Genomic DNA, 25,616 nt, shown 5'->3' with positions numbered 1-25,616 from the left:
CCCGAGTCACGAGGTCGACTACTTGGTCTCGAAGTCCTTGGTCTCCACGGTCGCCCACTTGCCGGAGGCAACCTTGTAGACGGTCAGGACCTTGGAGGTGGTGTCACCGTACTGGTCGAAGGCGACCTTACCGGTGACTCCGTCGAAGCTGACCTTGCCCAGGGCATCGACCGTCGCCTGACGCGCGGACTCGACGTCCTTGGCGTCCTTCAGCGACACCTTCAGGGCGTTGATGATCGAGTTCGCCGCGTCGTAGGAGTAACCGCCGTAGGCCGCGTACGGGTCCTTGTAACCGGCCGCGTTGTAGTCCGCGACGAACTTCTTGGCCGAGTCCAGCGCCTCGACCGGGGCGCCGACCGAGGTGGCCAGGTCGGTCTCGCTGGTCTTGCCGCCCAGCTGGATGTACTTCGGGTCGAAGATGCCGTCGCCACCCATCAGCGGGATGTTCAGGCCGGCGGCCTTCATCTGCTGCGAGAGCGGACCGGCCTGCGGGTACTCACCACCGTAGTAGAGAGCCTGCGGCGCGGACGGCTTGATCGCCGAGATGACGGCCTGGTAGTTCGAGTCGTCCGGGTTGATGGTCTCGGCCGCGGTGATCTGGCCGCCCAGCTTCTTGAACTCCTCGGTGAAGGTGCCGACCAGGCCCTGGCCGTAGGCCTTCTTGTCGTGGATCGTGGCGACCTTGGTGATCTTCGCCGTCTCGTACAGGTACCGGGCAGCGAACGGACCCTGGACCGCGTCCGTGGTGCAGGTACGGAAGTACGTGGGGTACGGCCGCTTCGGGTCGGTCTGCCAGTTGGCGCCCTGGGTCAGGCCGGGACCGGTGTTGGCCGGCGAGACCTGGACGATGTTCTTCGGCGCGAGCACCGGCTGGACCTGCTGGCTGACGCTGGTGTTCAGCGTGCCGACCACGCCGATCACGTTGGCGTCCGAAGACAGCGCGGTGGCGGCGTTCTTGCCGACGTCGGGCTTGGCCTCGTCGTCCTTCGCGTCGACCTCGAGCTTCCAGCCCGGGATCGCGTTCGAGTCGTTGGCCTGCTTCACGGCCAGCTCGACCGAGTGCTGGATGCCCAGACCGAGCGCTGACAGGTCTCCGGACAGAGGCGCGATCACGCCGATCTTCGCGGTCTTCGTCGAGCCCCCGGAGTCCTCGCCTGCGTTGTCGTCGCTGCGTGAACCGCAGGCAGTCAGGGCCAACGACGCAACGATCAGCGACGCGCCGACCCGTACTACGGAACGCTGGTGCACTGTTCCTCCCATGTCTGGATAATCCGAGCAAACCCCCGGACTCCCGCGATTGCCGCGAGCATCCGCAGGTTAGACCTCCGGAAGCACTCCAAGCGAACGGCACACAGCGTGTGTTGTGAGGTCGTTACCCCAGTAAGTAGCAAGGACACAAGTGACAGCTGTACGACGCCGGTGCACGCCCGTACACCCTGAGCGCAGAGTGATTCAGTCGTTACTACCCGCCTCGTCAACGACCAACTCGGCGACCTGGCGCATGGAAACTCTTTTGTCCATGGCGGTTTTCTGGATCCAGCGGAACGAGTCCGGCTCGGACAGCCCGAACTTCGTCTGCAGCACGGACTTCGCGCGATCCACCAGTTTGCGCGTCTCCAGCCGCTCCGCGAGGTCCGCGACCTCACGCTCCAGCTCCGCGAGCTCGACGTACCGGGACGCGGCGATCTCGATCGCGGGCAGCAGATCCGCCTTGGAGAACGGTTTCACCAGATAGGCCATCGCCCCCGCGTCCCGGGCCCGCTCGACCAGTTCACGCTGCGAGAACGCGGTCAGCATCAGCACCGGGGCGATCCGCTCGCCGGCGATCTTCTCCGCCGCGCTGAGCCCGTCCAGCTTGGGCATCTTCACGTCCAGGATGACCAGATCAGGCCGGTGCTCGGTCGCCAGCCGGATGGCCTCCTCCCCGTCTCCCGCCTGCCCGACGACGTCATACCCCTCTTCCGCCAGCATCTCGGCCAGGTCCATCCGGATCAGCGCCTCGTCCTCGGCGATCACCACTCGCTTCGCATTCACCCCGCCACCATATCGATCCCACCCCTCCCGGGCCGGACACGCTCAGCCCTTGACCCCACCCGCTCAGCTCTTAGCACCCACAAACCCATCCAGCGCCTCCACCCCCGCCCGCTGACTCACCGCGACCATGTTTCGGCGTGGTCGCCGCCACGGGATCTCCAGCAGATCCAGGGCAGCTGTCAGGATGCCGATGATGTCCTCGGACTCGTTGGCGAAGACATATCGCAAGTACTCGTAGCGCTTGATCTCCCCGCTCTTCAACTCCCGGGTCGTCCAGTTCGTGACGCGGCAACCATCAGAGTGGAACAAGCCGCGAAGCAACCGGTCGGGATATCGGGCAACTATCTCCTGCTGCCAGTCGGCCAGCTCGATCTTCCGTAGATGCTTCCTGCCTGGCCCGTGCTGCGGGAACAGACATGGCCAGTGCTTCCACCGCACCTCGATCCGCGTCGCCTGGCCTCCACGCTTACACGGGCTGCCCGTCGGCTTGACCAACCGCATGGTGGCGGCGATTTCGTCTGACAGCCCCGAGTACTTCGGATCGTTGGAGATGGAGAGAACATAGACACTTCGGCGGGCCCTGGCGATGTGCCCATCACCCAAGTACCACCCCAACAGGTGCGCGTACGCAGACCCGTTCAGGTCTGCCTCGTCGCAGCGCGGACAAGGAGTCGCCGGATACCCACTACCGAGTCGGGGAAGACCCTGCCGCTGGTAAAGCCGACGCCACTTGCGGATGGTCTTGATCGCCACCCCGTGGATGTCGGCGTTCACACGGTCGCTGACGCCCTGGTCGGACATTCGCAACGCCGACTGGACGGTCTCCTGCGAGCTGAAGCGAGGCATAGCGCCACCTTGACCGTCGCCATCGACAATTTCCGATGGCGTCCGGATTTGCCAGGACCTCAAGAAAATAAGAAGATGTTCGCAGTCAGTGATGTTGTCCGAAGTGCAATGGGCCAGCGCGAAACGCCAGCCCATGGCGAACATCCGGCCAGCCAATGGGCTAGGATCTTCGGCGGAATGCCCTGGTAGCCCAATCGGCAGAGGCCATGCTCTCAAACAGCATCCAGTGTGGGTTCGAGTCCCACCCAGGGCACCCAGAAACGACCGGTTCTGTCGGTTGTGGGTGCGAACCTCCCTTCATGTACGACGGCCCCACGCGGCGGGTGGCACTGGCTGCGATGCCGGTCGGCGAGAGTCTGAAATCCCTGAGCAGCCGCCTCGGCGTCAGCCGCGCCACTCTCCATGAGTGGCGTGACCACCAGCCTTCTTGTCCGTCGCCAAACACCTGGACCTAGGACACCTTCTGGGGACCGGGGTCACGGTATTCGGTGTCCGAGGTCCCCACTGCCTGTCCGAGGTCCCCACTTTCGCGCCGCCCATACCGCAGACCCGAACCTGAACCCGTCCATTACGTCCGAAGAAGTGGCCAAGACGCCTCTGCAGTTCTTCGGACGCAAGCGGCGACTTCGCTGACGTTCCCCCTGGCGGCGGCCGACTGGGAGCGGTCTCGCGCCGCTGCTTGTACGAGCCGATGCGGCGGGGGTGCCGACAGCAGGTCCCGCCACCTGGTGGGGTGACGGGACCGGGTGGGTGCGCGGTCAGGCGCGGTAGGCGGGGGCTGCGCCGGAGATGGCGTCGCCCATGCGGTGGACTCGGAGGGCGTTGGTGGAGCCGGGGATGCTGGGCGGGGAGCCGGCGACGATGACGACCAGGTCGCCCTTCTGGAGCTTGCCCAGTTCGAGGAGGCGCTGGTCTACCTGGCGGACCATCTCGTCGGTGTGGTCGACGGTCGGGACGATGTGGGTCTCGATGCCCCAGACCACGCTCAGCCAGGCGCTCACCGACGGTACCGGGGTGAAGGCGAGGACCGGGATCTCGGTGCGGTAGCGGGCCAGGCGGAGTGCGGTGTCACCGCTCTGGGTGAAGGCGACCAGGTACTTCGCCTCCATCCGCTCGGCCACGTCCGCGGCCGCCTTGGCGATCACGCCGCCCTTGGTGCGCGGCTCCCACTCGATCTCCTTGACCCGGCTCAGCCCGTGCTGCTCGGTGGACGCCACGATCCGGGCCATCGTCTTGACGGTCTCGATCGGGAACCGGCCGACGCTGGTCTCGCCGGACAGCATCACCGCGTCGGCGCCGTCGAGTACCGCGTTGGCCACGTCGGACGCCTCGGCCCGGGTCGGGCGCGGGGCGGAGATCATCGACTCCAGCATCTGGGTGGCGACGATCACCGGCTTCGCGTTCAGCCGGGCCTGGTCGATGATCAGCTTCTGGACCAGCGGGACCTCTTCCAGCGGGAGCTCCACGCCGAGGTCGCCGCGGGCGACCATGAAGCCGTCGAAGGCCTCGATGATCTCGTCCAGGTTGGCGACCGCCTGCGGCTTCTCGATCTTGGCGATCACCGGCACCCGGTGACCTTCCTCGTCCATGATCTTGTGCACCAGCTGGATGTCCGAGGCGTCCCGGACGAAGGACAGCGCGATCATGTCGGCCGGCAGGTGCAGCGCCCAGCGCAGGTCCTCCACGTCCTTCTCGGACAGCGCCGGCACACTGACAGAGACACCGGGCAGGTTGATGCCCTTGTGGTTCGACACCGGCCCGCCGACGGTGACCCGGCAGACCACGTCGGTCGCAGTCACCTCCTCGGCGACCAGGGCGATCCGGCCGTCGTCGATGAGCAGCTGGTCCCCCGGGTTGACGTCGCCCGGAAGGCCGTCGTACGTCGTACCGCAGATGGTGACGTCACCCGGCACCTCCCGGGTGGTGATGGTGAAGCGCTCGCCGTAGGTCAGGGTGACTTTCCCCTCGGCGAACTCCGCCAGCCGGATCTTCGGGCCCTGCAGGTCGACGAGGATACCGACGTTGTGGCCGGTCTCGGCCGCTGCAGTGCGGATCCGCTGATAGATGCGCTCATGCTCGGCGTGGGCGCCGTGGCTCAAATTCAGCCGAGCGACATCCATACCTGCTTGGACGAGTTCCAGGACGCGCTCGGGGGCGGCCGTAGCCGGGCCGAGCGTACAAACGATCTTTGCGCGACGCACGTCACAAAACCCTACTCCTACAAGACCACTCGCCGATTGGTCCGCCCCACTACTGGTCGGTCAACAGTTGGGGTCAAGAAGAGAGCGGCCGGTACGCGCCGACCGTCACCTCGCCGATGAGCTCGGCCGTGACGGTCTGCAGACCGATCGGCTGACCCTCCGAGTAGGTGACCAGCGTGACCTCGCCCGGACGCCGCAAGGTGTATCCGAGAGCGAACGCGTACGCCGCTCCGCCGGTGGTCCCGTTCGTGAAGGTGGTCACCGGCTTGCCGTCCACCACCTTCGTGTCCGGCCCGACCTGACGGTGCAGGTGACCCGACAACAGCAGGGTCGCGCAACCACGGGTGGCGGTGTCCGCGAACGATGCCGGGTCGTGCACAACCATGGTGGAGATCCGCTTGTCCTCAGGTTGTTCGCAGGCCACGTCGGCCAGCCGCGTGGACTGCTCCGCGGTCGTCTCGTCGCCCGGGCTGTCGGCGCTGCCGAGGCCGGTCCGGGTCGGATCGCTGTCGCCAAGGAACCGGATCCCCTCGACCTCGACGGGCTTGCTGTCGAGCACGGTGAACTTGTTCTTCCGCATCGCGTCCTCGATGTGGCCGCCGGCGTCATGGTTGCCCGCGACCGCGACCACCTTGAGGTCCTTGAAGTGCTGCGCCAGCGAGTTGATGCTGAACACCTCCCAGGCCTGCCCCGAGGAAGAGTCGTCACCGGCGTCGATCAGCACCTTCGCCCCGGCCACCTTCGCCACCTCCGCGGCGAACGGGTCCATCCCGATGTTGTCGTGCCGGTCCGAGACGAGCAGCGCGACGGTCTCCCCCGGGTTCGCCTGGTGGATCCGGCCGCCGACCCGGACGACCCGGTCGCGGAGCTGCCCGTAGAAGTCGGTGGACCGCTCGTACGTCTCGACCGCCGTACGGATCACACCGATCCCGCCCGTGGTGGAGAAGCCGGAGGCGACCTCGACCGTCTTCAGGCGTTCGTCGAAGGACAGCTCGGGCAGGAGCGCGGACAGCGGCCGCCACTCGGTCGGGGCGACCTCGGGGGCGCGCATCCGGCCGGGGCCGAAGATCGAGGCGATGGTGATCAGCATCGCGACCAGTACGACGACCGCCCGGTGCTGGACGCGTCGTTCGGAGCTGTGCAGCAGGACGAACAACTCGCGGCGCCGGCGTGGCCCGAGCATCGCCCAGACGGTGGCGACGACGACCGCGGCGAGCAGGCCCGAACCAGCGCCGGCGACCGCGTTGTCGACCGCCATCTCCCGGACCACCTCGCGGATCCGGGCGATCTCACCGTCCGGCTGGCTGGCGATCAGGGCGTCGCGGTTGAGCAGTTCGGTGAGGTTGTCGGCATCCGTCTCCTGGATGTCGATGTTGATGCCGAGGTCCGCGGGCAGGTCGGTCTGCAGCCGCAGGCGCGGGAGGACGGCGCCGAGGTCGAGCGTCGCGTGACTGTCGAAGGTCGGCGAGACGGTCGCGGCGTGCGCGCCGATGGTGACGCGCTCGGAGTCGTTCGCGAAACCGAGCAGACCGATGGTGGTCGAGACGACGAGCCAGAGCAGAACCAACCCGGCCCACGGCGCCGCCTTGCGGAGCCGGGACCTCGTCACCAGGCGTCCAGACACGCGTCCCAACCTAGAGTGCCCGATCAAGCGGACGCACCTCGGCGCGCTGCTGGTCTCGTACTGCGGATCGCTCCTGCCGGACGTGGGTGGGTTGGCCCGGGGCAGCGAGGGGCTCCCGGGCCGGTCGGGTTCTGTTCGGGGTACGTCAGACCACCAGGGGGCGGGCTGTTGGGGGGATGGGGGTGGGGAGGGTGGAGGATCCGGTTAGGTGGGTGTCTACGCCGGCGGCGCAGGAGCGGCCTTCGGCTATGGCCCAGACGATGAGGGACTGGCCTCGGCCGGCGTCGCCGCAGGCGAAGACTCCTTCTACGGACGTCTGGTAGGACTTGTCACGCTTGACGTTGCCCCGCTCGTCCAGGTCGACGCCGAGCTGCTCGAGGAAGCCCTCCCGCTCAGGGCCGAGGAAGCCCATCGCGAGCAGCACGAGCTGCGCCGGGATGGTCCGCTCGCTACCGGGAACCGGGGTGAACCTGCCGTCGACGAGCTCGACCTCGACCAGGTCCAGGCCCGAGACGTTGCCGTCGGCATCGGCCACGAAGTTGTTCGTCGAGACGGCGTAGACCCGCTCGCCGCCCTCCTCGTGCGCCGAGGCGACCCGGTAGATCATCGGGTACGTCGGCCAGGGCTGTCCGGCCGGCCGCTCGTCCGAGGGGCGCGGCATGATCTCCAGCTGGGTGACGCTGCGGGCACCCTGCCGGTGCGCCGTACCCAGGCAGTCGGCGCCGGTGTCACCGCCACCGATGATCACCACATCCTTGCCAGTGGCAACGATCTGGTCCTCGACCGTCTCCCCCAGCGCGACCTTGTTGGACTGGGGCAGGTACTCCATCGCCTGGTGGATGCCGCCGAACTCGCGTCCCGGCACCGGCAGGTCCCGGGCCGCGGTGGCACCGGTCGCGATCACAACGGCGTCGTACCGCTGCTTGAGCTGGGTGCCGGTGACGTCCACGCCGACGTTGACGCCGGAGCGGAAGACGGTGCCCTCTTCCTTCATCTGCTGGATCCGCCGCTCGACCTGCGACTTCTCCATCTTGAACTCGGGAATGCCGAACCGCAGCAGCCCGCCGGGCGCGGAGGCCCGCTCGTACACGGCCACGGTGTGACCCGCCCGGGTCAGCTGCTGCGCGACCGCGAGACCGGCCGGGCCGGAGCCGACCACGGCGATCGTCTTGCCGGTCAGCCACTCCGGCGGCTGGGGCCGGACATCGCCGGACTCCCAGGCCTTGTCGATGATCGCGACCTCGACGTTCTTGATCGTGACCGGCTCCTGGTTGATGCCCAGCACGCAGGCCGGCTCACACGGAGCCGGGCACAGCCGGCCGGTGAACTCCGGGAAGTTGTTCGTCGCGTGCAGCCGTTCGATCGCGCCGGTCCAGTCGTCGCGCCAGACCAGGTCGTTCCACTCCGGGATCAGGTTGCCCAGTGGACAGCCGGAGTGGCAGAACGGGATGCCGCAGTCCATGCAGCGCCCGGCCTGCTTGGTGATGATCGGCAGCAGCGCCTTGCCGGCCCCACCGGGGTAGACCTCTTTCCAGTCCTGCTTGCGTTCCTCCACCGGGCGGCGCTCGGCGACCTCGCGCGGAGTGGTCAGGAATCCCTTCGGGTCAGCCATCAGATGGCCTCCATCATCGCTCGCGTGGTGGCGTCCGCGTCCAGCCCGTCGCGCTCGGCGGCCGCCTTGGCCGCCAGCACCCGGGCGTAGTCGCGGGGCATCACCGTGGTGAACCTGGCGGCCGCGGCGGTCCAGTCGCCGAGCAGCTTGGCCGCCCGCTCCGAACCGGTCTCCTCGTGGTGCCTGCGGACCAGGTCGTGCAACAGCTCGGACTCGTCCTCGGAGAGCGGGAGCAGGTCGACCAGCTCCGGGTTCACCAGGGCGCGGTCCAGGTCGAGCACGTGGGCCACGCCGCCCGACATGCCCGCTGCGAAGTTCCGGCCGACCGCGCCGATCACCACGACGCGACCACCCGTCATGTACTCGCAGGCGTGGTCGCCGACCGACTCGACCACGGCGGTGGCGCCGGAGTTCCGCACGCAGAACCGTTGCCCCGCGCCACCGTTGATGAACAGCTCGCCCGACGTCGCGCCGTACGCGATGACGTTGCCGGCGATGATCTGGTCGGCCGCGTCGAAGCGCGCATGCCGGTCCGGCCGGATCACCACGCGACCGCCCGACAGGCCCTTGCCGACGTAGTCGTTGGCGTCACCCTCCAGCCGGAGGGTCACCCCGCGCGGGACGAAGGCGGCGAACGAGTTGCCGGCCGACCCGGTGAAGGTCAGGTCGATCGTCTCGTCCGGCAGCCCCGCCGCCTTGTACCGCTTGGTGATCTCGTGGCCGAGCATGGTCCCGACGGTCCGGTTCACGTTGCGGATCGGCAGCTGCGCCCGGACCGGCTCGCCGTTCTCGAGCGCGGGCGCGCAGATCCGGATCAGCTCGTTGTCCAGCGCCTTGTCGAGCCCGTGGTCCTGCAGCACCGTCTGGTGCCGCGAAGCACCTTCCGGCAGCGAGGGCACGTGCAGGATCGGCGTCAGGTCGAGCCCGTCGGACTTCCAGTGGTCGACCGCGCGCTGGATGTCGAGTACGTCGGCGTGGCCGATCGCCTCGTCGAGCGACCGGAAACCCAGCTCCGCCAGGTACTCCCGGACCTCCTCGGCGATGAACTCGAAGAAGTTCACCACGAACTCGGGCCTCCCGGAGAACCGCTCACGCAGTACCGGGTTCTGCGTCGCGACGCCGACCGGGCAGGTGTCCAGGTGGCAGACGCGCATCATGATGCAGCCCGAGACCACCAGCGGAGCCGTGGCGAACCCGTACTCCTCCGCGCCGAGCAGCGCCGCGATGACGACGTCCCGGCCGGTCTTGAGCTGACCGTCGGTCTGGACGACGATCCGGTCGCGCAAACCATTCAGCAGCAGGGTCTGCTGGGTCTCGGCAAGGCCGAGCTCCCAGGGACCGCCTGCGTGCTTCAGCGAGGTCAGCGGAGCCGCACCGGTACCGCCGTCGTGGCCGGAGATCAGTACGACGTCCGCGTGCGCCTTGCTGACGCCGGCGGCGATCGTGCCGACCCCGACCTCCGAGACGAGCTTCACGTGAATCCGTGCGGACGGGTTCGCGTTCTTCAGGTCGTGGATCAGCTGGGCCAGGTCCTCGATCGAGTAGATGTCGTGGTGCGGGGGCGGCGAGATCAGGCCGACGCCCGGAGTGGAGTGTCGCGTGTTCGCCACCCACGGGTACACCTTGTTCCCGGGCAGCTGACCGCCCTCGCCGGGCTTCGCGCCCTGCGCCATCTTGATCTGGATGTCGTCGGAGTTCGTCAGGTACTCCGAGGTGACGCCGAACCGGCCGGACGCGACCTGCTTGATCGAGCTGCGCCGGGCCGGGTCGTGCAGCCGGTCGGAGTCCTCGCCGCCCTCACCGGTGTTCGACTTGCCGCCGATCCGGTTCATCGCGATCGCCAGCGTGGTGTGCGCCTCGGCGCTGATCGAGCCGTAGCTCATCGCGCCGGTGGAGAACCGCTTGACGATCGCCGACACCGGCTCGACCTCGTCGAGCGGGATCGGGTCGCGACCGGACTTGAAGCCAAACAGGCCGCGCAGCGTCATCAGCCGCTCGGACTGCTCGTCCACCCGGGCCGTGTACTGCTTGAAGATGTCGTACCGCCCGGTGCGAGTGGAGTGCTGCAGCCGGAACACCGTCTCCGGGTCGAACAGGTGCGGCTCGCCCTCGCGGCGCCACTGGTACTCGCCGCCGATCTCGAGCTTGCGGTGCGCGGCGACGATGCCGTCCGCCGGGTACGCCCGCAGGTGCCGGCGCCGTACCTCCTCGGCGATGACGTCCAGCCCGATCCCGCCGAGCTTGGACGACGTACCGGTGAAATAGGCGTCGACCAGATCCGGCGACAGGCCGTTGGCCTCGAAGATCTGCGCACCGGTGTACGACGCGACGGTGGAGACGCCCATCTTCGACATCACCTTGAGGACGCCCTTGCCGAGCGACTTCACCAGGTTCCGGACGGCCTGCTCGGGCTCGATCCCGGGCAGGTAGGTGCCGCGGCGGCAGAGGTCCTCGACGGACTCCAGCGCCAGGTACGGGTTGACCGCGGCCGCGCCGTAGCCCATCAGCAGGGCGACGTGGTGGACCTCGCGCACGTCTCCCGCCTCGACGACCAGGCCGACCTGCGTGCGGGTCTTCTCCCTCACCAGGTGGTGATGAACCGCGCCGGTCAGCAGCAGCGACGGGATCGGCGCGTTCTCGGCGTTCGAGTGCCGGTCGGACAGCACCAGGATGCGGGCGCCGTCCGCGATGGCCGCGTCGGCCTCCGCGCAGATCTGCTCGAGCCTGGCCTTCAGCGAGGCACCGCCGCCCTCGACCTCGTAGACGCCGCGCAGCACGGTTGTCGCGAGGCCCGGCAGGTCGCCGTCCAGGTTGATGTGGCGCAGCTTGGCCAGCTCGTCGTTGGTGATCACCGGGAACGGCAGTACCACCTGACGGCAGGACGCCGGGCTCGGGTTGAGCAGGTTCGCCTCAGGCCCCAGCGACGACGACAGCGAGGTGACGAGCTCCTCGCGGATCGCGTCCAGCGGCGGGTTGGTGACCTGCGCGAAGAGCTGGGCGAAGTAGTCGAACAGCAGCCGCGGCCGGTCGCTCAGTACGGCGATCGGGGTGTCCGTGCCCATCGAGCCGATCGGCTCGGCACCGGACTTCGCCATCGGGGTGAGCAGCACCCGCAGCTCTTCCTCGGTGTACCCGAACACCTGCTGGCGACGGGTCACCGAAGCATGGCTGTGGACGACGTGCTCGCGCTCGTGCAGATCCTCGAACCGGATCAGGCCCGCGTGCAGCCACTCGTCGTACGGGTGCTCGTCGGCCAGTGCCGCCTTCACCTCCTGGTCGGTGATGATCCGGTGCGCGTCGACGTCGACCAGGAAGATCCGGCCCGGCTCGAGCCTGCCCTTCTGGGTCACGGTCGCCGGGTCGATGTCGAGCACGCCGGCCTCGGACGCCAGTACTACGAGACCGTCCTCGGTCACCCAGTACCGCGAGGGGCGCAGACCGTTCCGGTCGAGTACGGCGCCGACCTTGGTGCCGTCGGAGAACACCACCGAGGCGGGTCCGTCCCACGGCTCCATCAGGGTCGAGTGGAACTCATAGAAAGCGCGCCGCTTCGGGTCCATCGTGGTGGCGTTCTCCCACGCCTCCGGGATCATCATCAGCATCGCGTGCGGCAACGAGCGGCCGCCCAGGTGCAGGAGCTCCAGCACCTCGTCGAACGACGCGGAGTCGGACGCGTCCGGAGTACAGATCGGGTAGATCTGCTCGAGGTCACCCGGGATCAGGTCGCTGGCGAGCAGCGCCTCGCGGGCGCGCATCCAGTTCCGGTTGCCCTGCACGGTGTTGATCTCGCCGTTGTGGGCGATGTACCGGTACGGGTGGGCCAGCGGCCAGGACGGGAAGGTGTTGGTGGAGAACCGCGAGTGCACGACGCCGATCGCCGAGGCGAGGTCCGGGTCGGTCAGCTCGGGGAAGAACTTGTCCAGCTGGTCGGTCGTCAGCATCCCCTTGTAGGTGATGGTGCGGCCCGACAGCGACGGAAAGTAGGTCGCGGTCTCCCGCTCGGCCCGTTTGCGCAGCCGGAAGGCCATCCGCTCCAGCGCCAGCCCCATCACCCGGCCGGCCTTGGCCGCCACGAACAGCTGGCGGAACACCGGCATCACCGAACGCGCGGTGGCCCCGAGCAGCTCGGGGTCGGTCGGCACGTCGCGCCAGCCGACCACCGTCAGGTTCTCCTCGGCGGCGAGCTCCTCGATCCGGGCGACGGCCTTGGCTGCGTCGTCGGCCTCCTCCGGGAGGAAGGCGATACCCGTCGCGTAGCTCCGCGGTACGGGGAGCTCGAAGTCGCACACCTTGCGGTAGAACGCGTCCGGGACCTGCAGCAGGATGCCGGCGCCATCGCCGGAATCGGGCTCGGCGCCGGAGGCACCACGGTGTTCTAGGTTGCGCAGGGCGGTCAAAGCCTTGGCCACGATGTCGTGGCTCGGTTCACCGGTGAGGGTTGCGACGAAGGCGACACCACAGGCGTCGTGCTCGTGGCGTCCGTCGTACAGACCCTCGCTCGGCCTGTGCCCGATTAAAGAGGGGGGGCGACCATACATTCAGGGCTCCCGTCGTCCTACGGTCAACAACTGGCCGCGGGACAACACTGGCCCAAGCCGGGAGTCCCGAGACTACCTCATGACGCCCGACAGATGGACAGCCATTCCACCGTCACAACGCCTTTCACACGCCACCGTCACGCCTCGTGAGCAAGCGCTCACTCGTGATCTACCCATGGTGACAGCAACCGCTTCTCACCGACCAGATACGACCCCGAGAATTCACCCGCGAAGCCTTCTTGAGCGTGGTAGTTCTGGCAGGTGACCTGGGGACCGAAGGACGACTGGCAGCCGCTCGCCTCCGGGACCGGGCAGGCCAACGGTGGCGTCTGGGTCACCGGTGACGGCTGGGTGGTGAAGAGGCTGCTGCCCGGCATCGAGGACGTGCGCCATCACGCGTACTGGCAGCGCCAGGCATTCGTCGCCGAATCCGGCATCGTCGCGCGGACTCCCGGGCTGCGCACGCCGAGGTACCTCCGGGTCGTCCGGGACGCGGAGGGGATCAGTCTGTGGTCCGAGTACGTCGAGAGCGCGGTGGTGGATCCGCTAGCGCTCGCCCGGGCGCTCGGGCGGTTTGCGCAGGCCCGGGTGGTCGAGCCTGCATGGGGTGCTCGCGACGTCCTACGCGACCGTCTGCGCACTGTGGAGCGCCGCGGGGGCTGGACGGCGCTCTCCCGAGTGGTCGACGAGCCTCTGTGGCGGACCGCTCAAGCGTTGTGGGTACGGCGGGACGCGGCGTTGACCGAGTTGGACGCCCTGCCGCGAGTTCCGACGCATGGGGATGCCCACCCGGTGAACCTCTGCGGCAGGCGCGGCGACGACGTGATCGCCTTCGACTGGGAGCAGTTCGGCCTCGGCCCGTCCGGCTTCGACCTCGGCTATCTCCTGCTAGCCACCGACCTGCCGCTCTCCTCTCTCCTGGACGCCCACGGCGCGGACTCCGCAGTACGGCGAGGTGCAGTTCTGACGGCAGCTTTCACCGCGGTCTCGCGAGCAGCCTGGTCCCTCGATCAGGAGGCTCGAGGCGATCACGTCGAGCGAATGGTCTCGGTCGGTGACGTCATCGAAGAGGCCTCCCGCCAGGCGGCATAGAAGGCTGCGACGCTAAATGCCTGGGCCTACCAGGGTGCCGACGAAGTAGGTGAGGGCTGCGGCGATGCCGCCGAGGATTAGTTGGCGGAGGCCGGAGTACCACCAGGAGCGGGTGGTCACGCGGCTGACGACCGCGCCGCAGATGAAGAGCGCGGTGAGGGACATGATCAGCGCGGGCAGCACGTTCGAGGCGCCGAGCAGGTACGGCAGGACCGGGATGATCGCGCCGATCGCGAAGCAGACGAACGACGACGAGGCCGCGACCACCGGGGACGGCAGGTCGTTGGGGTCCAGGCCGAGCTCCTCGCGGACGTGCTCCTCGAGCGCCTGGTCGGGGTTCGCGTGGAACTGCTGGGCGACCTGGCTCGCCAGTTCCGGGTCGAGGCCCTTCGCCTCGTAGGTCTCGGCGAGCTCCAGTTCCTCGTCGCCGGGGTGGCGCTGGATCTCGCGCCGTTCGACCTCGATCTCGGCGCGGGCGAGCTCACGCTGCGAGGCGACCGAGGTGTACTCGCCCGCCGCCATCGAGAAGGCGCCGGCCGCCAGCCCCGCGAGTCCGGCCAGCACGATGAACTGCGATCCGGACTCGGTGCCGCCGTCCATGCCGGCGATCAGCGCGAAGTTCGACACCAGCCCGTCCATCGCCCCGAAGACCGCCGGCCGCAGCCAGCCACCCGTCACGTCGCGATGGGTGTGATCCCCGGAATGCTCCGCGGACACCCCCGGTACGCCGGAAGTCGGCGGTACGCCGGAGGTCGGCGGCGAGGTGGAATCCTCGCCGCCGGCAGCAGGTACAACGGGCTCAGTCACGGGGCCTGTCAGTCGGGGATCCGGCTTCGACTTTGGCGTCCTTGTCGCCGCCGGGGGCGGTGGCGTCCGCGGAAGGCTGGTCCGCGTCAGCCGGGACCTCCTCCTCCTCCGCCGACGAAGGGGCCTCGGTGGCGGTGTCCGCCGGTTCGCCGGCGTCCGCCGCGGTGTCGGAGGGCTTGTCGCCGCCGGCCGCGGGGCCGACCGAGATGTCTTCCTGGCCGGGCCTCAGGCGGAGGCTGATGATGAAGTAGGCGACGGCGAGCACGAACATCACCATCGACACCCACACGTTCAGCCGGAGGCCGGCGAACTCGTTCACCGTGTCGATCCGCAGGTTCTCGATCCACGCGCGGCCCAGGGTGTACCCGGCGACGTACAGGGCGAAGGCACGGCCGTGGCCGAGCTTGTAGCGCCGGTCGACCAGGATCACCAGCGCGATCACGCCGAGGTTCCAGATCGCTTCGTAGAGGAACGTCGGGTGGAAGGTGGCGAAGTCCATGTACCCCGCGGGCCGGTGCTCCGGGGCGATCTCCAGACCCCAGGGCAGGTCCGTCGGTTTCCCGAACAGTTCCTGGTTGAAGTAGTTCCCGAACCGGCCGATCACCTGGGCCAGCGCGATCCCGGGCGCCATCGCGTCGGCGACGGCGAGGAACGGCACCTTGTGCCGGCGGCAGGCGATCCAGGCGCCGAGCGCGCCGAACGCTACCGCGCCCCAGATGCCGAGGCCGCCGTGCCAGATCTTCAGCGCGTCGATCGGGTGCTTGCCCGCGCCGAAGTACAGCTCGGCGTCGGTGATCACGTGGTAGATCCGGGCGCCGACCAGGCCGAACGGCACCGCCCACATGATGATGTCGGCGAGCACCTCGGCCGAGCCGCCGCGGGCGACCCACCGTTTCCGGCCCAGCCAGTAACCGGCGAAGATGCCGAGCAGGATGCAGATGGCGTAGGCACGTAGCGGCAACGGACCGAGGTGCCAGACACCCTGGCTTGGACTGGGGATGAACGCCGGGATGATCACGGCGGGCAGCAGACTAGACATGGCAAGCAGGAACGCTACTCGACCGGCCCCATCGCGACCACCAACACGTGGTCACGATGGGGACTCGGTGCGTCAGTTCGTCGCACCGACGGCCTTCTCCAGGCCCTCAGGAGTGAGCTGGTCGCCACTCAGCATCTTGTCGTTCACGAAGACCGTGGGAGTGCCTTCCACCTTGCGGTCGTTGGCCGCCTGGGCGATCGTGTCCAGCCAGCCCTTGTAGCTGTTGTCGTTGACCGCGGCCTCGAACTTCTGGTCGTCGATGCCGAGCTGCTTGCCCAGGTCGATCAGCTGGTCGGTGGTCCAGGCCTTGGAGAAGTCGCCGTAGATGCCGTCGGCGTAGCTCAGTGCCTTGCCGTTCGCGGCGGCCGCGGAGAACGCGTTGGCCAGCCGGGGCGAGTCATCCGGGCTCACGAAGGCCAGCGGCCAGTAGGTCAAGGTGGCGGTGCCGTCCTCGACCAGCTTGTCGATGGTCGGGCCGGACTCCTCCTCGAAGTCCGCGCAGTGCGGGCAGCGGAAGTCGAGGTACAGGTCGATGTGAGACTTGGCGCCGGCCTTGCCGACCGTGACGCCCTTGCCGCTGGTGCCAGGTCCGGTGATCACGGCGGGTTCGGGCCGGCCGCTCGTGGTCACCTCGACCTTGGAGTGCTTGCGCCAGTAGTCGACACCGACGGCGGCGATGATGGCGAGCACCACCACGACCACGATGACGATGCCGGGCGAGATCCGCCGCTTCTGCTGCAGCAGCGGATTGACCGGGGGCTTGGGCTGGGTCTTGCTCACGACGCGGTTACTCCTGTCGACACGTGCGGATCCGATTCGAGCGCGAACTTGCTGCGCGGGCTGAACCACAGCCACCCCGCGAGCACCAGCAGACCGACGTCCCGCAGGATCTCCTGCAAGTACTTCGTCTGGCCGGGCGCAACCTGACCGCCGCCGCCGAAGCAGCCACAGTCGATCGCCAGACCACGAGCCCAGGCGGAGGACACCGCGGCGATGAACACCACCATGAAAACACCGGCCACCGCCGCGGCGGGCCGGACACCGTAACCGACGATCAACAGCAACCCGATCGCGATCTCCAGGAAAGGCAGCACGAGCCCCACGATGCTGTCGAACCCGGACGGAAGCAGTTCGTACGCCCGGACCGCCTGCGCGGCGACCTCCGGGTCGGTGACTTTGAGTGCCCCGGCCACCAGCATCACGCCACCGAGCACGAGGCGGGCGACCAGCGACACCCACGGGAACCAAGGTTGTTGCTTCACTGGTTCTCCTCGACGAGCTTGCCGAAGTCGTGCGCAAGGTCGCCGATCGCCGCGTTCGACAGCCACAGCACGGTGGCCTTGTCGTTCGCCCCGAAGCCGAGCACCTGGGCGCCGTGGCCCACCTCGTACCCGCCGGAGGGCAGCTTCTTCATGCCCTCCACCGGCACGCCGACATGCTTGGCGATGTCCTTGATCGAGGTCAGGTTGCCGGTCAGCCCGACGAACGACGGGTCGAACCGGTCCAGGTACTTGCGAATCACCGGTCCAGTGTCCCTCGCCGGATCAGTGGTGATGAACAGCAGTTGCACCTGGTCGCGCACCGACTCGTCCAGCTTGGTCAGCGCGGAGGCGACATCGGCCATCACGGTCGGGCAGACGTCCGGGCAGTTCGTGTAGCCGAAGAACACCAGCGTGACCGGCTTCTTCGTCGACGTCACCAGGTTGAACTCGTTGCCCGAGGTGTCGGTCAGCGAGGTGGCCGGTAACGAGTACGGCCGGTCCAGTGTCGCCCCGCGCAACCCGCTCGGATCACCGGCCGGGGTACGGATGATCGCCCCACCGGGGTTGTCGGCTGACTGCTTCGGCGCGCTGCTGCAGCCCGTGAGGGCAAGCAGAGCCACCGCGGCGAAGAAAACGGCCGCGTTCCTGGTTCGACTCACGGCGGTTCTAACGAGCGACGGGGGTGCGGCGTTCCCGCCGGACCCCTTCGGCGAGGCTCTCCGTGAGCGATTTCACTCCCGCCGGGCCGCCCGCGTCGAGCGCCTTCACGAACGCCGAGCCCACGATCACAGCATCCGCGTACGCCGCGACGGCCGCCGCCTGGTCCGCGTTGGAAACGCCGAGTCCGACCCCGACGGGGAGCCCGGTGGCCGCCTTCGTCCGGGCGACCAGCGGCGCGGCCAGGTCCGACGCCTGGTCACGGGCCCCGGTGACGCCCATCACGGCAGTCGCGTAGACGAATCCCCGGCAGGAAGCCGTGGTGAGCCCGATCCGTGCGTCGGTGGAGGACGGCGAGACCAGGAACACCTTGTCCAGCTCGTTCTTGTCGGCGGCGGCGATCCACTCGGCGCCTTCGTTCGGGATCAGGTCGGGCGTGATCAGGCCGGCTCCCCCGGCGGCGGCGAGGTCCACCGCGAACCGATCCACGCCGTACCGCTCGATCGGGTTCCAGTACGTCATCACCAGCACCGGCACGTCGGCGTACGCGGCGACCTTCTCGACGGTGCCGAGCACGTCGCGGATCCGCAGCCCGCCGGCCAGCGCGATCTCGGCGGCGCGCTGGATCGTCACGCCGTCCATCACCGGGTCGCTGTACGGCAGGCCGATCTCGAGCACGTCCACGCCGCCGTCGACCAGCGCCTTGATCGCGTCCACGCCACCGTCGATGGTCGGGTAGCCGGCCGGCAGGTAGCCGACCAGCGCGGCCCGGCCCTCGTCGTTCGCCTTCCGGATCGCGGTGCCCGCGTTGCCCAGTTCGGCGCTCACGTCGCTCATGCCTTGCCGTTCCCGTCGATCAGGCCGAACCACTCGCCGGCCGTGTCCATGTCCTTGTCACCACGACCGGACAGACATACCAGGATGGTTGCCTCAGGCCCCAGTTCCTTGGCGATCTCCAGCGTGCCGGCGATCGCGTGCGCCGACTCGATCGCCGGGATGATGCCCTCGGTGCGGGCCAGCAGCCGCAGCGACTCCATCGCCGCCGCGTCCGTCGCCGGCCGGTACGTCGCCCGGCCGGTCTCCGCCAGCCAGGCGTGCTCCGGGCCGACGCCCGGGTAGTCCAGTCCGGCGGAGATCGAGTGCGACTCGATCGTCTGCCCGTCCTCGTCCTGCAGCAGGTAGGACCTGGCGCCGTGCAGCACGCCGACCTGGCCCGCGGTGATCGTCGCCGCGTGCCGGCCGGTCTCGTAACCGTCGCCACCGGCCTCGATGCCGTACAGCTTCACCTCGGTGTCGGGGACGAAGGCGGCGAACAGGCCGATCGCGTTCGATCCGCCACCGACACAGGCGACGGCCGCGTCGGGGAGCCGGCCGAGCAGCTCGAGCGACTGAGCCCGGGCCTCGTCACCGATCCCCCGGACAAAGTCGCGCACCATGGCTGGGAACGGGTGCCCGCCGGCGGCAGTACCGAGCAGGTAGTGGGTGTTGTCGACGCTGGCGACCCAGTCGCGAAGCGCCTCGTTGATCGCGTCCTTCAGCGTCCGGCTACCGGTCTTGACCGGGATCACCTCGGCGCCGAGCAGCTTCATCCGGGCCACGTTCAGGGCCTGCCGCTCGGTGTCGACCTCGCCCATGTAGACGACGCACTCGAGATCCAGGTAGGCGCACGCGGTCGCCGCGGCGACCCCGTGCTGGCCGGCACCGGTCTCGGCGATCACCCGGGTCTTGCCCATCCGCTTGGTGAGCAGCGCCTGACCGAGCACGTTGCGGATCTTGTGCGCACCCGTGTGGTTCAGGTCCTCGCGCTTCAGCAGCACCCGCGCCCCGACGACGTCCGACAGCCGGGTCGCGTCGTACAGCAGGCTCGGGGTGCCGGCGTACTCGCGCAGCATCCGCTCGAACTCGTCGGTGAAGGTCTTGTCCGCCATCGCCTGCTGCCACGCGGTGGTCAGCTCGTCGAGCGGCGCGATCAGCGCCTCCGGCAGGAACCTGCCGCCGAAGCGGCCGAAGTGCCCGAGCTGGTCGGGCAGCACAGCAGTCATGTTCGCCTTCCAAACCCCTGCTCACACAGGGGTTTCACGTCTCGGTGACGACCCCCTCGGCGGGGGCCGGCACGTCTCAGTGACGCTGCTGGATGGCGGGGTGCGATCCCGCAGCGACGAGATCGGCGACCGAGGCCCGCGGATCGCGGCCGGTCACCAGGGTTTCACCGACGAGGACGACATCGGCCCCGGCGCGCGCGAACTCGATTACATCATGCGGACCACGAACGCCGGACTCCGCCACCCGGACCAGGTTGGTCGGGATCGACGGCGCGACCCGGGCGAAGGTGTTGCGGTCGACCTCGAGGGTCTTCAGGTTGCGGTTGTTGACGCCGATCAACTGAGCCCCCGCGTCCACCGCCCGCAGCGTCTCTTCCTCGTCGTGCACCTCCACCAGTGGGCACAACCCGATGGAGTGAGCCCGCTCGATCAGCGAGACCAGCGCCTCCTGCTCCAGCGCGGCCACCATCAGCAGCACCATGTCGGCGCCGACCGCCCGGGCTTCCCAGAGCTGGTACGAGGACAGGATGAAGTCCTTGCGCAGCACCGGTACGTCGACCCGGCCGCGGACCGCGCGCAGGTCCTCCAGGCTGCCGCCGAAGCGGCGCTGCTCGGTCAGCACGCTGATCGCCGCCGCACCACCCTCCGCGTACTCCGAGGCGAGCGCGGCGGGGTCGGCGATGTCGGCCAGGGCGCCCTTGGACGGGCTGGACCGCTTCACCTCGGCGATGATCGCGATCCCGTCACCGCGGAACACCGGCATCGGGTCCTTGGCGTCGGGCTTGCGCCGGGCTTCCAGCTTGAGGTCGTCCAGGCTGACCCGCGCCTGGCGCTCCGCGAGGTCCTCCCGGACCCCGGCGAGGATGTCGTCAAGCACAGTCATGATTGTGGTCCGTCCGTCAGTGGTGGTCGCTGGACCGTGCACCGAAGCCGAGCAGCTGCATCACCTTGCCGACCAGGCCGCCCGCCACGGCGATCCCGACCGAGATCCAGAACAACACCCAGTTCGGCCCCATCACCATCGCGATGGCTCCGACGGTGAACCCGACCAGCACGATCGTCACGGCGGTCCAGGCCGCCGGAGTGCTGCCGTGCAGGCCGCCTGCGTGAGCTTCTTCGCTCTCGTAGTCCACCGTCTGATCTGCGGTCGTATTGTCCATCGTTGGCGCCACTCCTCTTGTCGTCCCGTCCTATTGTGGCGGTAGCCCCCGACAATCAGATCGTCGGGTCCTCACCGGCGTCGATCGCCTTCCACTGATCGGCCGGTGTAGCGGCCGGATCACGCTCGTACCGCAGCGTCGGGCGCCGCCATCGATGCGCCGTCAGCAGCGCGATCACCCCCGCCGCCAGCAAAGCCACCCCACCCGCCAGAGCAAGCCAGGGCGCCGGTCCGGTGCTGAGAATCACCCGGTCCGTCACCGCTTGACTGAGCTCTGGCCGGAGCCTACCGAGTTCCGCGGCATCCGGTCGCACCTGCAGGGCTACCGCGATCGCGGCAACGCCCATCAGCGCGACCAGCGCGGCCAGGACACGCCGGAGCGCAGTACCGGCGAGCTTGGTGACGATGACGGCCACCACGCCTGCCAGCGCCAGGGTCGCCGGCGCCCGGGTCACGGCGTACCCGTTGAAGTTCACCACCGGACGGCCGCTGCCGGGGTCGGCGATCGACCAGGTCAGGTAGGCCGACAGGCCGAGCAGCACGAGGGCCACCACCGCCAGCAGGTCCACCACTCGTTGTGGGCGCATCAGACCTCGGCGAACGTGCCGGCGACGGCGATGGCGTTCAGGACGGCCGCTGCCTTCGTGCGGCACTCGGCGTCCTCGGAGGCCGGGTCCGAGTCCGCGACGATGCCCGCGCCCGCCTGCACGTATGCCGTCGTACCGCGCAGCACCGCGGTACGGATGGCGATGGCGGTGTCGGCGTCACCGGCGAAGTCGAGGTAACCGACCACGCCGCCGTAGACGCCGCGCCGGGTCACCTCCAGTTTGTCGATGATCTCCATCGCCCGCGGTTTCGGTGCTCCGGACAACGTTCCGGCCGGGAACGCGGCAGTGAGCGCGTCGAAGGCGGTCTTGCCGGCCTGCAGGCGCCCGGTGACCGTCGACTCCAGGTGCATCACGTGGCTGTAGCGGCGGACGTCCATGAAGTCGACCACCTCGACCGTGCCCGGCGCGCAGACCCGGCCGACGTCGTTGCGGCCGAGGTCGACCAGCATCAGGTGCTCGGCACGCTCCTTGGCGTCGGCGCGCAACTCCTCCTCCAGCGCCCGGTCCTCCTCCGGCGTCGCGCCGCGCGGGCGGGTGCCGGCGATCGGATGCAGGATCACCTTGTTGTCGGTGACCTTCACCAGCGCCTCGGGGCTGGACCCGACGATGTCGAAGCCGTCCAGGCGGACCAGGTACATGTACGGGCTGGGGTTCGACCGGCGAAGCACTCGGTAGATGTCGAGCGCGCTCGCCGTCGTCTGCAGTTCGAACCGCTGCGAGACGACGATCTGGAACGCCTCACCCGCGCGGATCTCCTCCTTGGCGGTCTCCACCGCCTCCCGGTACTCCGCGCTGGACCGCTGCCGGTGCGGGTCCGGCTGCGCCTGCCGGTTCGCGTGCACGACGTACGACGGGGTCGGCTGGGCGAGGTCCTTCTCCATCGCGTCCAGCCGGCGGACGGCGTCCGCGTAGGACTCGTCCACCCGCTCGTCGGAGTCGTCCCAGTTGACCGCGTTGGCGATCAGCCAGATCTCACCCGTCTCGTGGTCCAGCGCGGCCAGGTCGGTGGCGAACAGGAAGGTCAGCTCGGGCAGGCCGAGGTCGTCGGTCGTTGTATCTGGCAACTTCTCCAGCCGGCGGACCGCGTCGTACCCGAGGAAGCCGACCATGCCCCCGGTCAGCGGAGGCAGGTCCGGCAGTCGCGGGGTGTGCAGGATCTCCACCGTCTCGCGCAGTGCCTTCAGCGGGTCGCCGGTCTGTGGCAGCCCGACCGGCGGGTTGCCGGTCCAGACGGCCTCACCGTTGCGCTCGGTCAGGGTGGCGGCGCTGCGCACCCCGATGAACGAGTACCGCGACCAGACGCCGCCGTTCTCCGCGGACTCCAGCAGGAAGGTGCCCTCGCGCTCGGCCGCGAGCTTGCCGTAGACGCCGATCGGGGTCTCCGCGTCCGCCAGCAGCCGTCGCGTCACCGGGATGACACGGCGGTCCTTGGCGTACTCGCGGAAGGTCTCGAGGTCGGGAGTGTTCACGCCTTGACCTCGATCTCGCCGTGCTCGAAGCAGCTTCGCGTCCCGGTGTGGCAGGCCGGGCCCTCCTGGTCAACCAGGACCAGCAGGGTGTCGGCGTCGCAATCGACCAGGATCTGCTTGACGTGCTGACGGTTACCGCTCGTCTCACCCTTCACCCAGTACTCCTGGCGGCTGCGCGACCAGAAGGTACTGCGGCCGGACTCGGCGGTCCGGCGGACGGCCTCGGCGTTCATCCAGCCGACCATCAGGACCTCGCGGGTGTCGTACTGCTGCACGACGGCAGGGATCAGCCCGGCCGCGTCGAAGGTCAGCTCCTCGGTATCCACCACCCCATTGTCCCCGATCCCCCGTCACTCCCCGACCGCCCGGGGTCGGGTAGGACGGCTCACGGGCCTGGGTGGGCATTGCTCGCTGACGACAACCCGGGCTCGGGTGGGCATGCGAGACGACGCCTGGCCTGACAAAATGCCGGAATGACGAGTGTCGCCCGGGTGCAGACCCTGTTGCAGAACCATCCCCTGATCGACGGCCACAACGATCTCCCGATCGCCTTCTACGAGCTGTGCGGGTACGACCTCGACGCGTACGACCTGAGCGTCTCGGTGCCCAAGCTGAACACCGACCTGCCCAGGCTCCGGCTCGGCCAGGTCGCGGCCCAGTTCTGGTCGTTGTGGGTGCCGCAGGACGCCGACGCGGTCCGCCGGACGTTCGAGCAGATCGACTTCGTGCACCGGATGGTCGCGCGCTTCCCGGAGGCGCTCCAGCTCGCCGACACCGCGGACGACGTCGACATCGCCTTCAAGGAGCGCCGGATCGCCTCGCTGATGGGGATGGAGGGCGGCCACTCGATCGGCGAGTCGCTCGGCGTCCTGCGGATCATGCGCGAGCTCGGCGTCCGGTACATGACGCTGACGCACAACAACAACGTGTCCTGGGCCGACTCCGCCACCGACGAGCCGGTGCTCGGCGGGATGAACGAGTTCGGCGAGAACGTGGTGAGGGAGATGAACCGGCTCGGCATGCTGGTCGACCTCTCGCACGTCTCCGCGGACACGATGCGGCACGCCCTCCGGGTGACCAGTGCCCCGGTGATCTTCAGCCACTCGTCCGCCCGGGCGGTCTGCGACCACCCGCGCAACGTGCCGGACGACGTACTGCAGACCCTGGCCGGCAACGACGGCGTCTGCATGGTGACGTTCGTGCCGGTCTTCGTATCGCAGGCGTACGTCGACTGGGTGGCGGGTGTCCGCGAACTGGCGGGTGAGCTCGGCCTCGATCCGCTGGTGCCGGCTCAGCAGAAGAAGCTGAAGGAGGCGTACGGCGTACCGAAGCCGAAGATCACCCTCGACGACGTGGTGGCACACGTCGAGCACGTCCGCGAGGTGGCCGGGATCGACCACATCGGACTGGGCGGCGACTACGACGGCTGCCCGGAGTTCCCGGTCGGGCTGCCGGACGTCGCGTCGTACCCGTCGCTCTTCTACGCCCTCGCCGACCGAGGCTGGAGCGACGACGACCTCGCGAAACTTGCCGGAGGCAACATCCTTCGAGTACTGCGCGCCGCCGACGAGGTCGCCGGGTAGGTTTCCGGCTCCGCGTTTCGGACCCTGCGTCTCGGGCTCCGCGTTTCAGGCTTTCCGGAGCTGGGCGCGGGTCTCGGGGAGGGGCTGGAAGCCGGCCGCACGGTAGGTGGCGACGGCGCCGACGTTGAAGCCGGGGGTGCAGACGACGGCGCTGCACGAACCCAGGTCCCGGAGCGCGGCGGCCGCGGCGACGGTGATCGCCTTGCCGTGTCCGGCGCCGCGGAACTGACGGTGCACCCCCAACGGCTCGATCAGCCCCGGCTTGCCGGCTCCGGCCGACCACACGGTGACCGCGGCCACCGGGTCACCTTGGTCGTTCTTCCCGACGAGACACCTGGCCTCGGCGTACGGCGTACCAGCGGCCATCGCGTGCCAGCGTTCGTCGGTGAAGGTGGACCCGTCGAAGGACGCGCGCTGGACCGCGGTCCGCACGTGCGCCTGGTCAGGCCCGATCACCTCGACCGCAAGACCGGGATCCTCGATCGGCTCCGCGAGGTCACGCTCGAGCGGCACCCACGGCTCGTCGGCGTCCCACCCATCCTTGAACAGCAGATCGCGAACCCGCGCACCCTCCGGAGCATCGACGTACACGGTCCCCTCGATCAGTACTCCGCGCGCGGGGTCCGAGCTGTCGTCGACGATCTGCTGGGCGAGCTCCGCGTCGTCGAAAGCGGCCGGCGCCAGCGCGAGCCGCAACATGTCCGGCTCGTCGAGCAGGCCGACCGCGAGGATCTCGTGGTCGCGCCTCCACACCCGCACGGCGTCCGCGGTCCGCTCGGCCCCGAACCGCCAGAACCACCCCAGATCCCCCGGATGCACCTGCACCGCGCCCCCGCCGTACTGCCACTCCCCCAGCTTCCCGGCAACTTCACCCAACCCGCCGACCCCCGCCAACCCCAGTTCGATAGTCATACCCCGATCACACACCACCCCACCGACACCCCGCACCCCACTTTCCGCAAACCGCACGCACATCCCGCCCTCGCCCGACCCCCTCCCCGGCGTCCCACCCACCGGCCCTTCCTTCAGCCCCCCACCGACCC

At 68.8% G+C, this 25,616-nt stretch carries 22 protein-coding genes and 1 tRNA gene; 3 read left to right on the top strand and 20 right to left on the bottom strand.

Annotated features, from left to right (window positions below; genetic code table 11):
* Positions 1 to 18: 18 nt before the first annotated feature.
* The 3 genes from ACFPJ1_RS41150 to ACFPJ1_RS41140 form a co-directional block, all read right to left on the bottom strand.
* On the bottom strand, positions 19 to 1,260 hold the full coding sequence (locus ACFPJ1_RS41150) for a branched-chain amino acid ABC transporter substrate-binding protein (protein ID WP_380111834.1): 1,242 nt from the start codon (positions 1,258 to 1,260) through the stop codon (positions 19 to 21).
* Positions 1,261 to 1,452: 192 nt separating this feature from the next.
* A complete protein-coding gene (locus ACFPJ1_RS41145; protein WP_132188209.1) occupies positions 1,453 to 2,034 on the bottom strand; it encodes an ANTAR domain-containing response regulator in 582 nt (193 codons plus the stop codon).
* 63 nt (positions 2,035 to 2,097) lie between these two features.
* A complete protein-coding gene (locus ACFPJ1_RS41140; protein ID WP_380111833.1) occupies positions 2,098 to 3,024 on the bottom strand; it encodes a transcriptional regulator in 927 nt (308 codons plus the stop codon).
* Between the two features lie 35 nt (positions 3,025 to 3,059).
* Here ACFPJ1_RS41140 and ACFPJ1_RS41135 point away from each other — a divergent pair.
* Positions 3,060 to 3,133, top strand: a tRNA-Leu gene (locus ACFPJ1_RS41135).
* Positions 3,134 to 3,638: 505 nt separating this feature from the next.
* Here the strand turns inward: ACFPJ1_RS41135 and pyk are convergent.
* From pyk to gltB, 4 genes are all read right to left on the bottom strand, one after another.
* Positions 3,639 to 5,081, bottom strand: a complete 1,443-nt coding sequence (pyk, locus tag ACFPJ1_RS41130; protein ID WP_380111832.1) for a pyruvate kinase — start codon at positions 5,079 to 5,081, stop codon at positions 3,639 to 3,641.
* 73 nt (positions 5,082 to 5,154) lie between these two features.
* Positions 5,155 to 6,705, bottom strand: coding sequence for a metallophosphoesterase family protein (locus ACFPJ1_RS41125; RefSeq protein ID WP_380111831.1), 1,551 nt, complete (start codon positions 6,703 to 6,705; stop codon positions 5,155 to 5,157).
* Positions 6,706 to 6,850: 145 nt separating this feature from the next.
* Entirely contained in the window at positions 6,851 to 8,317 is a 1,467-nt protein-coding gene (locus ACFPJ1_RS41120) for a glutamate synthase subunit beta (RefSeq protein ID WP_380111830.1), read from the bottom strand.
* Positions 8,317 to 12,855 (bottom strand): glutamate synthase large subunit, encoded by a 4,539-nt coding sequence (gltB, locus tag ACFPJ1_RS41115; protein WP_380111828.1) that lies wholly within the window; start codon positions 12,853 to 12,855, stop codon positions 8,317 to 8,319. Before gltB ends, ACFPJ1_RS41120 begins: the two co-directional genes overlap by 1 nt.
* Before the next feature lie 261 nt (positions 12,856 to 13,116).
* Here gltB and ACFPJ1_RS41110 point away from each other — a divergent pair, with 261 nt between their 5' ends.
* Complete coding sequence (locus tag ACFPJ1_RS41110; RefSeq protein ID WP_380111827.1) at positions 13,117 to 13,947, top strand: aminoglycoside phosphotransferase family protein; 831 nt, start codon at positions 13,117 to 13,119, stop codon at positions 13,945 to 13,947.
* A 12-nt stretch (positions 13,948 to 13,959) separates the two neighbouring features.
* Here ACFPJ1_RS41110 and ACFPJ1_RS41105 read toward each other — a convergent pair whose 3' ends face one another.
* The 12 genes from ACFPJ1_RS41105 to hisI form a co-directional block, all read right to left on the bottom strand.
* Positions 13,960 to 14,754 (bottom strand): VIT1/CCC1 transporter family protein, encoded by a 795-nt coding sequence (locus tag ACFPJ1_RS41105; RefSeq protein WP_380111825.1) that lies wholly within the window; start codon positions 14,752 to 14,754, stop codon positions 13,960 to 13,962.
* The gene (gene lgt, locus ACFPJ1_RS41100) at positions 14,747 to 15,793 is read right to left on the bottom strand and encodes a prolipoprotein diacylglyceryl transferase (protein WP_380111823.1); all 1,047 of its coding nucleotides are present in this window, start codon (positions 15,791 to 15,793) and stop codon (positions 14,747 to 14,749) included. Before lgt ends, ACFPJ1_RS41105 begins: the two co-directional genes overlap by 8 nt.
* Positions 15,794 to 15,865: 72 nt before the next feature.
* The gene (locus ACFPJ1_RS41095) at positions 15,866 to 16,573 is read right to left on the bottom strand and encodes a DsbA family protein (protein WP_380111822.1); all 708 of its coding nucleotides are present in this window, start codon (positions 16,571 to 16,573) and stop codon (positions 15,866 to 15,868) included.
* Positions 16,570 to 17,055, bottom strand: coding sequence for a MauE/DoxX family redox-associated membrane protein (locus tag ACFPJ1_RS41090; RefSeq protein WP_380111821.1), 486 nt, complete (start codon positions 17,053 to 17,055; stop codon positions 16,570 to 16,572). Before ACFPJ1_RS41090 ends, ACFPJ1_RS41095 begins: the two co-directional genes overlap by 4 nt.
* The gene (locus ACFPJ1_RS41085) at positions 17,052 to 17,714 is read right to left on the bottom strand and encodes an SCO family protein (RefSeq protein ID WP_380111820.1); all 663 of its coding nucleotides are present in this window, start codon (positions 17,712 to 17,714) and stop codon (positions 17,052 to 17,054) included. The genes ACFPJ1_RS41090 and ACFPJ1_RS41085 overlap by 4 nt, the downstream gene beginning before the upstream one ends.
* 7 nt (positions 17,715 to 17,721) lie before the next feature.
* Entirely contained in the window at positions 17,722 to 18,549 is an 828-nt protein-coding gene (gene trpA / locus ACFPJ1_RS41080; RefSeq protein WP_380111819.1) for a tryptophan synthase subunit alpha, read from the bottom strand.
* Positions 18,546 to 19,754 carry a tryptophan synthase subunit beta gene (gene trpB / locus ACFPJ1_RS41075; RefSeq protein WP_380111818.1) on the bottom strand — a complete coding sequence of 403 codons (1,209 nt, stop codon included), beginning with the start codon at positions 19,752 to 19,754 and terminating at the stop codon, positions 18,546 to 18,548. Before trpB ends, trpA begins: the two co-directional genes overlap by 4 nt.
* A gap of 76 nt (positions 19,755 to 19,830) precedes the next feature.
* Positions 19,831 to 20,637 carry an indole-3-glycerol phosphate synthase TrpC gene (trpC, locus tag ACFPJ1_RS41070; protein ID WP_380111817.1) on the bottom strand — a complete coding sequence of 269 codons (807 nt, stop codon included), beginning with the start codon at positions 20,635 to 20,637 and terminating at the stop codon, positions 19,831 to 19,833.
* Between the two features lie 16 nt (positions 20,638 to 20,653).
* Complete coding sequence (locus ACFPJ1_RS41065) at positions 20,654 to 20,914, bottom strand: HGxxPAAW family protein (RefSeq protein ID WP_132188199.1); 261 nt, start codon at positions 20,912 to 20,914, stop codon at positions 20,654 to 20,656.
* A gap of 55 nt (positions 20,915 to 20,969) precedes the next feature.
* On the bottom strand, positions 20,970 to 21,500 hold the full coding sequence (locus tag ACFPJ1_RS41060; RefSeq protein ID WP_380111816.1) for a Trp biosynthesis-associated membrane protein: 531 nt from the start codon (positions 21,498 to 21,500) through the stop codon (positions 20,970 to 20,972).
* A complete protein-coding gene (locus ACFPJ1_RS41055) occupies positions 21,500 to 22,990 on the bottom strand; it encodes an anthranilate synthase component I (protein ID WP_380111815.1) in 1,491 nt (496 codons plus the stop codon). The genes ACFPJ1_RS41060 and ACFPJ1_RS41055 overlap by 1 nt, the downstream gene beginning before the upstream one ends.
* Positions 22,987 to 23,316: a phosphoribosyl-AMP cyclohydrolase gene (gene hisI, locus ACFPJ1_RS41050; RefSeq protein WP_380111814.1), complete on the bottom strand. Its 330-nt coding sequence runs from the start codon at positions 23,314 to 23,316 to the stop codon at positions 22,987 to 22,989. The genes ACFPJ1_RS41055 and hisI overlap by 4 nt, the downstream gene beginning before the upstream one ends.
* A gap of 147 nt (positions 23,317 to 23,463) precedes the next feature.
* Between hisI and ACFPJ1_RS41045 the strand changes: the two genes are divergently transcribed.
* Positions 23,464 to 24,573, top strand: a complete 1,110-nt coding sequence (locus tag ACFPJ1_RS41045; protein WP_380111813.1) for a dipeptidase — start codon at positions 23,464 to 23,466, stop codon at positions 24,571 to 24,573.
* Positions 24,574 to 24,618: 45 nt separating this feature from the next.
* On the opposite strand, the gene ACFPJ1_RS41040 is transcribed toward ACFPJ1_RS41045, so the two are convergent.
* Positions 24,619 to 25,485, bottom strand: a complete 867-nt coding sequence (locus ACFPJ1_RS41040) for a GNAT family N-acetyltransferase (RefSeq protein WP_380111812.1) — start codon at positions 25,483 to 25,485, stop codon at positions 24,619 to 24,621.
* Positions 25,486 to 25,616 lie beyond the last annotated feature (131 nt).

Source organism: Kribbella qitaiheensis (assembly GCF_042657745.1).
Taxonomy (GTDB): domain Bacteria; phylum Actinomycetota; class Actinomycetes; order Propionibacteriales; family Kribbellaceae; genus Kribbella; species Kribbella qitaiheensis.
This window is presented reverse-complemented; position numbering and strand designations above follow the sequence as displayed.

Bases quoted from the DNA above. Each gene is read 5' to 3' on its own strand.
- ACFPJ1_RS41150 (WP_380111834.1), bottom strand. From the start codon at position 1,260: ATGGGAGGAACAGTGCACCAGCGTTCCGTAGTACGGGTCGGCGCGTCG.
- ACFPJ1_RS41140 (WP_380111833.1), bottom strand. From the start codon at position 3,024: ATGTTCGCCATGGGCTGGCGTTTCGCGCTGGCCCATTGCACTTCGGAC.
- ACFPJ1_RS41120 (WP_380111830.1), bottom strand. From the start codon at position 8,317: ATGGCTGACCCGAAGGGATTCCTGACCACTCCGCGCGAGGTCGCCGAG.
- gltB (WP_380111828.1), bottom strand. From the start codon at position 12,855: ATGTATGGTCGCCCCCCCTCTTTAATCGGGCACAGGCCGAGCGAGGGT.
- lgt (WP_380111823.1), bottom strand. From the start codon at position 15,793: ATGTCTAGTCTGCTGCCCGCCGTGATCATCCCGGCGTTCATCCCCAGT.
- trpA (WP_380111819.1), bottom strand. From the start codon at position 18,549: ATGAGCGACGTGAGCGCCGAACTGGGCAACGCGGGCACCGCGATCCGG.
- trpB (WP_380111818.1), bottom strand. From the start codon at position 19,754: ATGACTGCTGTGCTGCCCGACCAGCTCGGGCACTTCGGCCGCTTCGGC.
- trpC (WP_380111817.1), bottom strand. From the start codon at position 20,637: ATGACTGTGCTTGACGACATCCTCGCCGGGGTCCGGGAGGACCTCGCG.
- ACFPJ1_RS41065 (WP_132188199.1), bottom strand. From the start codon at position 20,914: ATGGACAATACGACCGCAGATCAGACGGTGGACTACGAGAGCGAAGAA.
- ACFPJ1_RS41060 (WP_380111816.1), bottom strand. From the start codon at position 21,500: ATGCGCCCACAACGAGTGGTGGACCTGCTGGCGGTGGTGGCCCTCGTG.
- ACFPJ1_RS41045 (WP_380111813.1), top strand. From the start codon at position 23,464: ATGACGAGTGTCGCCCGGGTGCAGACCCTGTTGCAGAACCATCCCCTG.
- ACFPJ1_RS41040 (WP_380111812.1), bottom strand. From the start codon at position 25,485: ATGACTATCGAACTGGGGTTGGCGGGGGTCGGCGGGTTGGGTGAAGTT.